The following is a 13046-nucleotide window of genomic DNA, read 5'->3' on the forward strand; positions in this document are numbered from 1 at the left end:
TCCTTATGCGGCGTCCTCGAACTGGGCGTAGCCGGACTCTTCCAGCTCCAGCGCCAGCTCCTTGCCGCCGCTCTTCACGACGCGGCCCTTCGACATCACGTGCACGAAGTCGGGCACGATGTAGTTCAGCAGCCGCTGATAGTGGGTGATGACGACCATCGCGCGCTTGGGCGAGCGCAGCGCGTTGACGCCGTCGGCCGCGATCCGCAGCGCGTCGATGTCGAGACCCGAATCCATCTCGTCGAGGATGCACAGGCTCGGCTCGAACAGCGCCATCTGCAGCACTTCGTTGCGTTTCTTCTCGCCGCCGGAGAAGCCGACGTTGACGCCGCGCTTGAGCATGTCCTGCGGGATGTTCAGCGATTTCGAGACCTCGCGGACCTTCTTCAGGAAGTCCGGGGTCGAATATTCGCTCTCGCCGCGCGCCTTGCGCTGCGCGTTCAGCGCGGTGCGCAGGAAGGTCATGGTGGCGACGCCCGGGATCTCGACCGGATACTGGAACGCCAGGAACACGCCCTTGGCGGCGCGCTCCTCGGGGTCCATCTCCAGGAGGTCCTCGCCCTTGAACAGGATCTGGCCGTCGGTGACCTCATAGCCGGGCTTGCCGGCGATGACATGGGAGAGCGTCGACTTGCCGGAGCCGTTCGGCCCCATGATCGCGTGGATCTCGCCCTCGTTCACGGTCAGCGTCAGCCCGTGGAGGATCTCACGCTCCTCGACGCGAACCTTCAAATCCTTCACTTCAAGCAAAGCCATCTTGGTTTCCAGTCTATTCAAATGATGCATGGAGCGCCGAGGCGCACCGCGAGGGTCGGCAATTAACCGACCGACCCTTCAAGCGAGATCGAGATCAGCTTCTGCGCTTCCACCGCGAATTCCATCGGCAGTTGCTGGAGCACGTCCTTGACGAAGCCGTTGACGACGAGGCCGACAGCCTCTTCTTGGCTGAGGCCGCGCTGGATGCAGTAGAACAGTACGTCCTCGGAGATCTTCGACGTCGTCGCCTCGTGCTCGAACGTCGCCGACGAGTTCTTCGCCTCGATGTATGGCACGGTGTGCGCGCCGCATTTGTCGCCGATCAACAGGGAGTCGCAGGCGGTGAAGTTGCGCGCGCCGGTCGCTTTCCGGTGTGCGGTGACGAGGCCGCGATAGGTGTTCTGCGACTTGCCGGCGGCAATGCCCTTGGAGATGATCCGGCTCGACGTGTTCTTGCCGAGGTGGATCATCTTGGTGCCGGAATCGACCTGCTGGAAGCCGTTCGAGATCGCGATCGAGTAGAACTCACCGCGGGAATTGTCACCGCGCAGAATGCAGCTTGGATATTTCCAGGTGATCGCCGAACCCGTCTCGACCTGGGTCCAAGAGATCTTGGAGTGGTTGCCGCGGCAGTCGCCACGCTTGGTGACGAAATTGTAGATGCCGCCCTTGCCTTCCGAGTTGCCGGGGTACCAATTCTGCACCGTCGAATATTTGATCTCGGCGTCATCGAGTGCGACGAGCTCGACCACCGCGGCATGGAGTTGGTTCTCGTCGCGCTGCGGCGCTGTGCAGCCTTCGAGATAGGAGACGTAGGAGCCCTTGTCGGCGATGATCAGCGTGCGCTCGAACTGACCGGTGTTGCGCTCGTTGATGCGGAAATAGGTCGACAGCTCCATCGGGCAGCGCACGCCCGGCGGCACGTAGACGAACGAGCCGTCGGAAAACACCGCCGAGTTCAGCGTCGCGTAGAAATTGTCGGAGGTCGGCACCACGGAGCCGAGATACTTCTGCACCAGCTCGGGATGCTCGCGGATCGCCTCCGAGATCGGCATGAAGATCACGCCGGCCTTCTTAAGCTCCGCCTTGAAGGTGGTCGCGACCGAGACCGAATCGAAGACCGCGTCGACCGCGATCTTGCGCCGGGCAGGATCCTCCTCACCAACCTTCGGCTCGACGCCTTCGAGCATCGCGACTTCCCGCAGGGGAATGCCGAGCTTCTCATAGGTCTTGAGAATCTCCGGATCGATCTCGTCGAGAGAAGTGACCGCCTTCTTCGGCTTCGGCGCCGCGTAGTAATAGATGTCCTGGAAGTCGATCTTGGGATATTCGACGCGCGCCCAGGTCGGCTCGGTCATGGTCAGCCAGCGGCGATAGGCCTCGAGCCGCCACTGGAGCATCCAGGCGGGTTCGTTCTTTTTCTGCGAGATGAACTTTACGATCTCTTCCGACAGCCCCTTGGGGGCCTTCTCGGAGTCGATCAGGGTCTCAAACCCATAACGATACTGGTCGACGTCGATGCGCTTCACGCGCTCGACCGTCTCTTGTACGGCTGGCATTCCATCCTCCGCTCGCGGTTTCAAGGACCGCGGTGGATCAAACTCGGACGACTATTACGATGTTTCTTGGCGGAAAGCACGTGCTTAGAACCGTTCAAGCCGTGTTTCGTGCCTGTTCTCTAAGTAGGGTATTACCCAGCTTTCGCCAAGCCTCCAAGGCCCGATTGATATCCTCGGCCTGCGTGGACCAGCCCAGACTGAGGCGCACCGCTCCCTGGGCCACGACCGGACCAAATCCCATGGCCGAAAGCACATGAGACGGCTGCACTTTTCCCGATGAACAGGCCGAGCCCGAAGACACCGCAATGCCTTCGAGGTCGAAACCGATCACAGCGGTCTCGGCCTTCAGCCCGGGCGCGGTGAACAAGACGGTATTTGGCAACCGCTGCACATCGCCGGAAAAGATCGTCGTGCCTATAATGGCAAGGAGCCCTTTTTCCAAATAATCTCTGAGGGTTGCCATGCGCTCCGCATCCTCAGAAAGAGTCTGAACGACCGCCTTCACTGCAGCGCCGAAGCCAGCAATGCCCGCGACATTCTCAGTTCCGGCCCGGCGGCCAAGCTCCTGCCCACCCCCGCGCAGCACGGGCTCAAGCCCGGCCACTTCCTCGGCCACGACCAGCGCGCCAACCCCCTTGGGGCCGCCGATCTTGTGTGCAGAAAAAGTCGTAAGGTCTGCGCCTATCGCCTTGATATCGAAGGGAATCTTTCCGAGTGCCTGGATCGCATCGACATGCAGCAGGCCGCCGGCCTCGTGCACTATCTTCGCCGCCTCCGCGACCGGCTGAAGCGCGCCGGTCTCGTTGTTGGCCGCCATGATCGAGACCAGCGCCGGCGGGCCGGCGCCGAGCAAGGCCTTGAGGTGATCGAGATCGACCACGCCGGAGCGGGTAACCTGCACCTGGGCGATCCTGTTGGCCGGGAACCGGCCGCCGGCCACCACCGAGGGATGCTCGACCGCCGACACCAGAAGTCGTTCGACCGGGCCACCGGAGGGCCCGCGCAGGCCGGGTGACAGCGCCAGCGTGTTGGCTTCGGTTCCGGCCGAGGTGAAGATGACGTTCCGCGGGAGCGCGCCCACAGCCGCCGCCAGCGCAGCCCGGGCCTCCTCGACCAGCCGGCGCGCATGACGCCCTTCCGCATGCACCGAGGAGGGATTTCCGACGAGGTCCCATGCGGCCAGCATGGCCGCCCGTGCTTCCGCGCGGAGCGGAGTGGTCGCATTCCAGTCGAGATAGACGCGGTTCCGCATGAAGTAATATGTTACCTAACTCTTGAGAGGTGGCCTTCTGCGTTGGATCGCCCGACATGGGCCGCGGCTGCGCGCTTGGCAAGCGCGATTCCCAAACCGCGGCGCGCGATGACGCGGCGATGACACGCTAACATCTTGAGGGGATTGGGCGATGTTCAAGATGCTTGCTTTTTGACCCTCAGCCTATGTTAGAACGCGCCCGTCAAGTCACCGCGCGCTATCAGCGCATCACCGCAAGGCGCGCCTTCTCACCCTTCATTCGTGCTTTCGTCGGCGTCGCTGTCGATGAGGCCACGACAATCGGTTGATTGCCAAGGACCATCCCTCAAGGGAATCAATCAAGAGATCATCGATGCCCGAAGTCATTTTCGCCGGCCCTGCTGGCCGTCTCGAAGGCCGCTACCACCCGGCCAAGCAGAAGAACGCGCCGATCGCGATGATCCTGCATCCGCATCCGCAGTTTCACGGCACGATGAATCATCAGATCGTGTACCAGTGCTATTACGCCTTCGCGCATCGCGGATTCTCCGTGCTGCGCTTCAACTTTCGCGGCGTCGGCCGCAGTCAGGGCTCGTTCGATCACGGCACCGGCGAATTGTCGGATGCCGCAGCGGCGCTCGACTGGGCGCAGACCATCAATCCCGAAGCGCGCGCCTGCTGGGTCGCCGGCTTCTCCTTCGGCGCCTGGATCGGCATGCAGCTCCTGATGCGCCGTCCCGAGGTCGAAGGCTTCATTTCGATCGCGCCGCCGGCCAACCTCTACGACTTCTCCTTCCTTGCGCCCTGCCCGTCCTCGGGCCTGATCGTGCATGGCGAGAAGGACGCGGTGGTGCCGCCGAAGGACGTCAACACGCTGGTCGAGAAGCTAAAGACGCAGAAGGGCATCGTGATCGACCAGCAGGTCATCCCCGGCGCCAACCACTTCTTCGACGGCAAGCTCGAGCCGTTGATGGAGACCATCACAGCCTATCTCGACATGCGGCTCGCCAACGTGCGCTGAGGTCCGTCATGGGCGCGTTCGTGGCATTGCTGCGGGCCGTCAATGTCGGCGGCACCGGCAAGCTGCCGATGACCGAGCTCAAGGCGATGTGCGAGGAGCTCGGCTTCGTCGCCGTGCGGACCTACATCGCGAGCGGCAACGTCGTCTTCACCAGCCGCAAGTCTGAAGCTGCAATCAAGACCGCCCTCGAAAAGCGCCTGCATGCCTATGCCGGCGCTCCGGTCGGCGTGCTCATGCGCAGCGCGGCCGAGATGGCCCAGGTCGCAGCCGACAATCCCTTCCCGAAGGCCGCGCCCAACCGCACGGTCGCGATCTTCCTCGACAAGGCTCCGCCGGCCGATGCGCTCGCCGGCATCCGCGGCCAGAACAACGAGGAGGTCCGCCTCGGCTGCCGCGAGATCTATGTGCACTATGGCGACGGCATGGGGACATCGAAGCTCGTCATTCCCGCGGCCAAGGCCGGCACCGCGCGCAACATGAACACCATCGCGACGCTCGCGAAGATGGCCGCGGAGCTCCAGCCATGAGGGCGTATCTGGTGCTCGACCTGTCGGTGAACGACTTCGCCGGCTTCAAAACCTACGTCGCCGAAATCCCGGCCTTCATCGCCAAGCATTCGGGACGCTACATCGTTCGCGGCGTCCAGCCGACGACGATCGAAGGTGACTGGACGCCCGAGCGTCTCGTCGTCATCGAATTTCCGGAGCGCGAGAAGGCGGAAGCCTTCCTGAGCGATCCCGACATTCAAGACCTCTTCAAGCTTCGCCACGCAACAACGACCAGCAAATTGCTGCTGGCCGACGGATGCACCTGATCGCGCCTCGCCCTACGCCAGCTTCAGCGCGGTGATCCCCATCAGCACCAGCGCGATACCGGCGATCTTCATCGCGCTCAGCGTCTCCCCGAACAACACGACGCCCAAGAGAAACGTTCCGGCCGCGCCGATACCGGTCCAGACCGAATAGGCGACGCCGACCTCCAGCACCTTCAGCGCCCGTCCGAGCAGGAAGACAAAGGCGGCGAGCAGCACGAGCGAGGTGATACTCCAGCCGAAGCGCGTGTAGCTTTCCGCATATTTCATCGAGATCGCCCAGCCGACGTCGAGCGCGCCCGCGATCACGAGCATGAGCCACGCCAACGACGGCGACACCGGCGTGCCCTTCAGGCGGCGAGCTTGAGCAGATGCGCATCGTGCCGCACCAGGAAGGCGCGCAGCAATTGCGGATAGTCCGCGCCGACCGCCGTGCGCACGCTCGGACGCTTGGCAAGCTCCGCCCGCCACGCCCGCACCTTCGGCACATCGTTGAAGATGCCGTGTTCGGCAAGCTCATCAAACAGATCGAAATAGCGGAAGATGGAGGCAAACACGGCGTCGACTAGGCTGAACTGCTCGCCGGCGAAATACGGACCCGTGCCGAGCGCCGCCTCGACGCGGGAGAATTTGCCGGCGATGGCCTGGCGCTTGCTGTCGAAAGTCGCAGGGTCGCTCGTGGTCTCAAGACCCCAGAGATCGCCGAGGATCGCCGAGCCGAACTCCATCCAGGCGCGGTGCTCGGCGCGCTTGAGCGCATCAGCCGGATGCAGCTTCGAGCCGCCTTGGGTTTCCTCGATGTACTCGCAGATCACGTTGCTCTCGAACAGCGCGACCTCACTCTTATCGGTCGTCACTACCAGCACCGGCACCTTGCCGAGTGGCGACAGTTTCAGGAACCAATCGGGCTTGTTGGCGAGATCGATATCGATCCGCTCGAACGGCACGCCTTTCTCGGAGAGCGCGATCACCGCGCGCTGCACATAGGGACAAAGCTTGTGGCTGATCAGTTTGAGGGCAGCAGTCATGGCGATGATCCCGACGGTTGGATGCAACTGCATCAAACATGATGCATTTGCATCCATTCGTCAAGATCCATGCACCTGCATCAACCGTCTGCGACGTCAGGGTCGGGCGATCACCCCGCCCGTCATCGGCATCGGGACGCCTGTCGTGGCCGGGTATGACAATGGCAAACCCTTTAGCCCGCGCGCGGCGAGAAAGCCGAAGGCCTGCGCCTCGATGGCGTCGGAGGCCCAGCCGAGCGTCTCGGCGGCCTCGACGGTGGCCGACCCCACCCGCTCCCGCAGCATGCGCAGCATGGTCAGGTTGCGGGCGCCCCCGCCACAGACGATCCAGCTCCGCGGCCGTCGCGGGAGGAGTGGAATGATGCGGGCGATCGCCGCCGCGGTGAAGGCGGTGAGCGTCGCCGCGCCGTCGGCCGGCGCCACCTCGCCGAGCTTGAGCGTGGCAAAATCGTTGCGGTCGAGCGATTTGGGCGGCGGAGCTGCGAAGAACGGCAGCGCCAGCGCACGCGCGATCCAGGCCTCGTCCGCCTTGCCGAGCGCTGCGAACTTACCCTCCGCATCGAACGCTTGGTTCATGGTGCGGTACATGAAATCGTCGAGCAGCGCGTTGCCGGGCCCGGTGTCGCAGGCGATCAGCGTCTCGTTGCCGTCGATATAGGTGATGTTGGAAACGCCGCCGATATTGACGACGCAGATCGGCCCCTCACGCTCCAGCGACTGCACCAGCGCCCGGTGGTAGACCGGCACGAACGGCGCGCCCTGCCCGCCCGCCTCGACGTCGGCAGCACGGAAATCGTGCATCACGGGAATATGGATCGCTTTCGCCAGCGCCGGCGCATCGCCGATCTGTACCGTCATGCGGCGCTCGGGCCGGTGCAGCACGGTCTGGCCGTGAAAGCCGACGATGTCGATGTCCTCCGGCTTCATCCGGTTCTGGGCGGTGAAAGCGGCCACCGCTTCGGCATGGGCCAGCGTCACCGCGCGCTCGGCCTCGGCCAGCACCCCGGGCCGGGCATCGCGCTGCGCCAGGTTCACGGCCTCGGAGAGCGCCCGGCGCAGCAGGCTGCGCTCGGCAGGACTATAGGGCCGGTAGCCGGACGGCCCGAACGCCTTCACCAGCTTTCCATCGGTTTCGATCAGTGCAACGTCGACCCCGTCAAGCGAGGTCCCGCTCATCAGACCGAGCGCAGTTAACATCATCCCAGTAAGCCTCGACGTCTACCTACCCCGACGCCTGACTTGTATCAAACAAGCACATCTTATAATGCCACAGCGCGCTTCGCTGCGGCAGTCCGGTTGGCTTGGGTTCCGCAACTATAGCCGCAATTACCGTAAAATAAGAATGATCAGAGCCGCCGACAGATGAGTGCATTTAAATCGGATTTCCTCAATACCCTGCAGGAACGTGGATTCATCCACCAGTGCTCCGATTTCGAGGGGCTGGACACGCTTGCCGCCAAGGGCGAAGCGACTGCCTATGTCGGCTACGACTGTACCGCCCCCTCGCTGCACATCGGCAACTACCTGACCATGATGATGCTGCACTGGCTGCAGCAGTCCGGCAACAAGCCGATCACGCTGATGGGCGGCGGCACCACCATGGTCGGCGACCCCTCCGGCAAGGACGAGACGCGCGCGATGCGCACTGTCGCCGAGATCGAGGCCAACAAGGCCTCGATCCGCGGCGTGTTCGCCAAGGTGCTGCGCTACGGCGACGGCAAGAGCGACGCCGTGATGCTCGACAACGCCGAGTGGCTCACCAAGCTCAACTGGATCGAGATGCTGCGCGACGTCGGCAAGCACTTCTCGGTCAATCGCATGCTGACCATGGACTCCGTGCGCCTGCGCCTCGAGCGCGAGCAGGAGATGAGCTTCATCGAGTTCAACTACATGGTCTGCCAGGCCTACGACTTCGTCGAGCTTGCCAAGCGTACCGGCTGCAAGCTGCAGATGGGCGGCTCTGACCAGTGGGGCAACATCATCATGGGGGTCGATCTCGGCCGCCGCATGGGAACGCATCAGCTGTTCGCGCTGACCACGCCGCTGCTCACCACGGCGTCGGGCGCCAAGATGGGCAAGACCGCGCAAGGCGCGGTCTGGCTCAACGCCGACCAGTTCTCGCCCTACGATTTCTGGCAGTACTGGCGCAACACCGAGGACGCCGACGTCGGCAAGTTCCTGAAGCTGTTCACGACGATGCCGATGAGCGAGATCAGGAAGCTCGAGGCGCTCGGGGGCTCGGAGATCAACGAGGCCAAGAAGGTGCTCGCGACCGAAGCGACCGCGCTGCTGCACGGCCGCGATGCCGCCAATGAAGCCGCCGAGACCGCGCGCCGCACCTTCGAGGAAGGCACGCTGGCCGAGAGCCTGCCGTCGGTGGAAATTCCGCGCGGCGAGCTGGATGCTGGTCTCGGCGTGCTCAACGCCTTCGTCAAGGCGGGCCTCGTCGCCTCCAATGGCGAGGCGCGGCGGCAGATCAAGGGTGGCGGCCTGCGCGTCAACGACGAGCCCGTCACCGACGAGAAGATGACGCTCTCGCCCGCCAATCTGACGCCCGAAGGCGTGATCAAGCTGTCATTCGGCAAGAAGAAGCACGTCCTCCTCAAGCCTGCATAGGCGTATGTGCTTTTGATGCTTGTCAGGGCGCGCCGAAGCGCGCTCCCTGATCGGCAATGGACCAGAACACGCCCAGGGAACAATTGACGGCCACGTCGCAAGACGCCGTGCGCACCGCGCTTGTCGTGCTCGCGCTGTGCTTCACGCTGGCGGTGCTCGGCCGGGGCCTCAGCGAAAGCTTCACCGTCTTTCTGAAACCGATCTCGCAGGATCTCGGCTGGGATCGCGCCCAGGTCGTCTCGATCTATTCGCTGACTTGGCTGATCAGCGGTCTGACCGCGCCGCTGGTCGGACGCCTGTTCGATCATTCCGGGCCGCGCATCGTCTACTCGCTCGGGCTTCTCCTGCTCGGTTCCGCCTTCCTGATCGCGGGGCATGCGCAGCAACTCTGGCAATTCCAGATCAGCATCGGCGTCTGCGTCGGCATCGGGGTCGCCTTCATCGGCAACGTCCCGAACTCGATCCTGCTCGGCCGATGGTTCGGGCCGCGGCTGCCGACCGCGATGGCGGTGGTCTATTCGGCGATGGGCGGCGGCGTGCTGGCGTTGCTGCCGGCTTCGCAGCTCCTGATCGATCATCTCGGCTGGCGCGAGACCTATCAGCTGTTCGGCTTTGCCGCGCTCGGCCTGTTGGTGCCCTTGATGTTGTTGCCATGGCGCCTGTTCGCCACGGGCTCGCCGCATGTCCTCAAGAAGACCGATCCGCATTTCATCGATCACGGCTGGACGCTTCTGAGCGCCATGCGGCACCACGCCTTCTGGGCGCTGTTCTCGACGTTCTTCTTCACCGCTGTCGGGATGTATGCGATCGCGGCGCAGATCGTGGCCTATCTGATCGATGCCGGCTTCCCGCCACTGCAGGCCGCGACCGCCTGGGGCTTCTCCGGCGTCGTGCTGGTGTTCGGCATGCTCGGCGTCTCCGCCCTCGACGGCCTGATCGGACGCCGGCCGTCGGTGCTCTTGAGCTACGCGATCTCGATCCTCGGCATCGCCCTGCTCTGGCTGCTGCAATACTATCCGAACATCATCCTGCTTACCGGCTTCGTCGTCTGCTTCGGCAGCATGATGGGCTCGCGCGGCCCGCTGATCACCGCGACCGCGATGAAGATCTTTCGCGGCGAACGCGTCGGCACCATCTACGGCACCATCTCGATCGGCAGCGGACTGGGTTCGGCGTTCGGCTCCTGGAGCGGCGGCCTGATCCATGACGCGACCCACGGCTACAACGCGCTGCTCGTCTTCGCACTTGCGAGCGTGATCCTGGGAATGATCCCCTTCCTCGTCGTCCCCGCCTTGCGGGAATAGGTGTGACGGAAGTAACCTGCGCTCCTCGCCGTCACCGGGAAATTACGGACGACGCGTGAGGCACGGCGTCACAAAGAGTCCGGCCCGACTGGACTGAAAAGACAAACCGCGGTGTTTTGTCCAACATGACGAAAATGTCAGCGCGAATAGTGCTTGGATGCCTTGCGGGGTGGAACCGAATGCGATCCAAGTCGCAGCATTGGATGGAGGGCGCAAACCATGAATTTCACTTTTCTCTCTCGCTATCAGCCGGTTCTCTTGAGCCTGTTTCGCTTCATCACCGGCCTCTTGCTGTTCCAGTACGGTGTCGCGAAGCTGTTCAAGTTTCCGGTGCTTCCCTATTTCGCTGACATCCCGCCGCTGATCTATGCGGCCGGTACGCTGGAGCTCGTGCTCGGCGCGACCCTGATGCTCGGCCTGTTCACCCGGCTCTCGGCCTTCATCCTGGCCGGTGAAATGGCCTTCGCCTACTTCATGGGCCACATGTTCAAGACCGGCACGCCGGTGTTCCTGCCGCTGCTCAACGGCGGCACCGCGGCGATCCTGTTCTGCTTCGCCTGCCTCTACCTCTCCGCTGCCGGCGGCGGCCCGATCAGCATCGATGCGCTGATGGGCAAGGAGAGCGGCGAGCCGGGCGGCGCCTACGCGCGGCGCTGACGCTTTCGACAAGACAAGGCGGCACCGGCGAATCTGCCGGTGCCGGTTCAGCGTGCCCCCAGCACGTTCCAGATGACGGCCAGTGCCGCGACCAGCAGCACGGACAAGATGATGCGGTGAACGAATCGGTTCATTGCGGGCTGGCCGGGCTAAAACAACCAAAGTCCAAGATCGACGCGAGCACACGCGCCGGCGCACGCCGTCCGCGGCGATTCGCCTGCACGATTGTGCATGTGCTTGCGAAAGCCGCGCGCGCGGCGGGACGCCGCATGCGTCCATTCATGATTGGTAAGAACTTCATGCTACCGACGCGAGCAATAACAACCATTCCGTAGAGGCCGCTATGACGCTGCTGAGTCATCTGAGTATCCGTACCAAGCTCGCCAGCATGCTCTGTCTCGCGGCGCTCACGGTGACCGCCATCATCGCGGTATCAGCTGTCCTCAGCAAGACCCGCATGCTCGAGGACCGCGCGCGCCAGATGCAGACGGCCGTCGATCTCCTGCACGGCTTCGCGCAATCGCTGCAGGACGAGGTCGCCGCCGGCAAGATGACGCTCGCCGAGGCGCAAGCGCAGTTCAAGCTGCGCGGCCGCCGAATGAAGTTCAATGATGGCCAGGGCTATCCCGTGGTCTACACCGCCGATTCAACGGTGATGATGAACGGAGGAGCGCCTCAGCTCGAGGGCAAGAACAACGGCATCAGGGATGCCAATGGCATCGTGATCGGCGATGCGACCGTGAACGCGGCCAAGCAGACCCCTGAAGGTGGCACCACGTCGTATCTCTTCCCGCGTCCGGGCCAGACGGTTGCGGTCCGCAAGCTGGTGTTCGTTCGCCAGTTCGCGCCCTGGAACGTCGTGATTGCCTACGGCCTCTATGTCGACGACATCGACGCCGACGTGCGTGCGCTCACACTCGAACTCGCCGCCGTCGGCATCGGCCTGCTGCTGCTGATGGCCACGCTGTCGTGGCTGATCGCCCGCGACGTGCTCAGCGCACTCGACCGCCAGAAGAACCGGATGCAGGAGATCGCCGACGGCGCCCTCGACGAGCCGGTCGCGGAGACCGATCGCGGCGACGAGATCGGCCGCATGGCCGAAACGCTCGAAGTGCTCAGGCAGACCGCGCTGACGGCGCGCGCGCTGGAGGCCGAACAGGTCGCTGCCAAGGCCCGCGGCGAGCAGGAGAAGCGCGAGGCCCTGATTGCGCTCGCCGACCGCTTCGATGATTCGGTCGGCCAGCTCGTCGGGCTGATGGCCTCGGGCTCCGGCGAACTGGAGACCACCGCGAAGTCGATGTCGTCGACCGCCGAGGGCACCAACCGCCGCGCCGCCGTGGTCGGCTCTGCCGCCACGGAAGCCAGCCAGCGCGTGCAGACGGTCGCCGCCGCCGCCGAGGAGCTCTCCTCCTCCATCACCGAAATCAGCCGTCAGGTCGCGCAGTCCGCCGAGGTCACGGGACGTGCGGTGGAGAGCGCCCGCCGCACCGACACCATCGTGCGTGCGCTGTCCGACGGCGCCCAGCAGATCGAGCACGTCGCCGAGCTCATTTCCAGCATCGCCGCCCAGACCAACCTGCTCGCGCTCAACGCCACCATCGAGGCTGCTCGCGCAGGCGAAGCCGGCCGCGGCTTTGCCGTCGTCGCCTCCGAGGTGAAGTCGCTCGCCAGCCAGACTGCCGAGGCCACCCGCGAGATCGGCGACAAGATCGCGCAGATCCAGGGCGCAACCAAGGAGGCCGTGGACGCCATCGGCGGCATCACCGCGACCATCGAGGAAGTCAGCCGGATCGCGAGCTCGATCGGAGTTGCCATCGAGGAGCAAGGCGCAGCGACGGCCGAGATCGCCCGCAGCGTCTCGCAGACCGCCGAAGCGACCAAGGAAGTCACGAGCAATATCGGCGGCGTCAGCACGGCGGCGAACGAGACCGGCAACGCCGCCGGCATGGTGCTCGCCGCAGCTTCCAGCCTCTCCAAGCAGGCCGAGCAGCTCTCCGGCGAGGTCGGAACCTTCCTCGCCGGCGTGCGCGCGGCGTAAGCCGCGCAACGTCCACCTATGAATG

Annotated in this window: 13 protein-coding genes; 7 read left to right on the forward strand and 6 right to left on the reverse strand. The window is 64.1% G+C overall.

The window, feature by feature from the left end; translation table 11 throughout:
* Positions 1–3: 3 nt before the first annotated feature.
* The 3 genes from sufC to K289_RS0122685 form a co-directional block, all read right to left on the reverse strand.
* A complete protein-coding gene (sufC, locus tag K289_RS0122675; protein WP_027553634.1) occupies positions 4–756 on the reverse strand; it encodes a Fe-S cluster assembly ATPase SufC in 753 nt (250 codons plus the stop codon).
* 62 nt (positions 757–818) lie between these two features.
* Complete coding sequence (gene sufB, locus K289_RS0122680; protein WP_027553635.1) at positions 819–2315, reverse strand: Fe-S cluster assembly protein SufB; 1497 nt, start codon at positions 2313–2315, stop codon at positions 819–821.
* Positions 2316–2409: 94 nt separating this feature from the next.
* Positions 2410–3567: a cysteine desulfurase family protein gene (locus tag K289_RS0122685; protein WP_027553636.1), complete on the reverse strand. Its 1158-nt coding sequence runs from the start codon at positions 3565–3567 to the stop codon at positions 2410–2412.
* A gap of 352 nt (positions 3568–3919) precedes the next feature.
* On the opposite strand from K289_RS0122685, the gene K289_RS0122695 reads away from it, so the two are divergent.
* Genes K289_RS0122695 through K289_RS0122705 form a run of 3 tightly spaced genes read left to right on the forward strand, consistent with a single transcriptional unit; the run spans position 3920 to position 5381 of the window.
* Complete coding sequence (locus K289_RS0122695; protein ID WP_027524593.1) at positions 3920–4567, forward strand: alpha/beta hydrolase; 648 nt, start codon at positions 3920–3922, stop codon at positions 4565–4567.
* An 8-nt stretch (positions 4568–4575) separates the two neighbouring features.
* The gene (locus K289_RS0122700; RefSeq protein WP_027553637.1) at positions 4576–5094 is read left to right on the forward strand and encodes a DUF1697 domain-containing protein; all 519 of its coding nucleotides are present in this window, start codon (positions 4576–4578) and stop codon (positions 5092–5094) included.
* Entirely contained in the window at positions 5091–5381 is a 291-nt protein-coding gene (locus K289_RS0122705) for a DUF1330 domain-containing protein (RefSeq protein WP_027553638.1), read from the forward strand. The genes K289_RS0122700 and K289_RS0122705 overlap by 4 nt, the downstream gene beginning before the upstream one ends.
* Positions 5382–5393: 12 nt before the next feature.
* On the opposite strand, the gene K289_RS0122710 is transcribed toward K289_RS0122705, so the two are convergent.
* The 3 genes from K289_RS0122710 to K289_RS0122720 all read right to left on the reverse strand — a co-directional run bounded on the left by K289_RS0122710 (position 5394) and on the right by K289_RS0122720 (position 7606).
* Complete coding sequence (locus tag K289_RS0122710) at positions 5394–5717, reverse strand: multidrug efflux SMR transporter (RefSeq protein ID WP_027553639.1); 324 nt, start codon at positions 5715–5717, stop codon at positions 5394–5396.
* An 11-nt stretch (positions 5718–5728) separates the two neighbouring features.
* Positions 5729–6406 carry a glutathione S-transferase family protein gene (locus K289_RS0122715; protein ID WP_027553640.1) on the reverse strand — a complete coding sequence of 226 codons (678 nt, stop codon included), beginning with the start codon at positions 6404–6406 and terminating at the stop codon, positions 5729–5731.
* Between the two features lie 96 nt (positions 6407–6502).
* Entirely contained in the window at positions 6503–7606 is a 1104-nt protein-coding gene (locus tag K289_RS0122720; protein WP_027553641.1) for an anhydro-N-acetylmuramic acid kinase, read from the reverse strand.
* Positions 7607–7768: 162 nt separating this feature from the next.
* On the opposite strand from K289_RS0122720, the gene tyrS reads away from it, so the two are divergent.
* The 4 genes from tyrS (at position 7769) to K289_RS0122745 (ending at position 13021) form a co-directional block, all read left to right on the forward strand.
* Positions 7769–9022: a tyrosine--tRNA ligase gene (tyrS, locus tag K289_RS0122725; protein ID WP_027553642.1), complete on the forward strand. Its 1254-nt coding sequence runs from the start codon at positions 7769–7771 to the stop codon at positions 9020–9022.
* Between the two features lie 56 nt (positions 9023–9078).
* Positions 9079–10326 carry an MFS transporter gene (locus K289_RS0122730; protein WP_027553643.1) on the forward strand — a complete coding sequence of 416 codons (1248 nt, stop codon included), beginning with the start codon at positions 9079–9081 and terminating at the stop codon, positions 10324–10326.
* A gap of 219 nt (positions 10327–10545) precedes the next feature.
* Positions 10546–10983 (forward strand): DoxX family protein, encoded by a 438-nt coding sequence (locus K289_RS0122735; protein ID WP_027553644.1) that lies wholly within the window; start codon positions 10546–10548, stop codon positions 10981–10983.
* Between the two features lie 343 nt (positions 10984–11326).
* Positions 11327–13021, forward strand: a complete 1695-nt coding sequence (locus K289_RS0122745) for a methyl-accepting chemotaxis protein (protein WP_027553645.1) — start codon at positions 11327–11329, stop codon at positions 13019–13021.
* Positions 13022–13046: the final 25 nt, after the last annotated feature.

Source organism: Bradyrhizobium sp. Cp5.3 (assembly GCF_000426265.1).
GTDB lineage: Bacteria > Pseudomonadota > Alphaproteobacteria > Rhizobiales > Xanthobacteraceae > Bradyrhizobium > Bradyrhizobium neotropicale.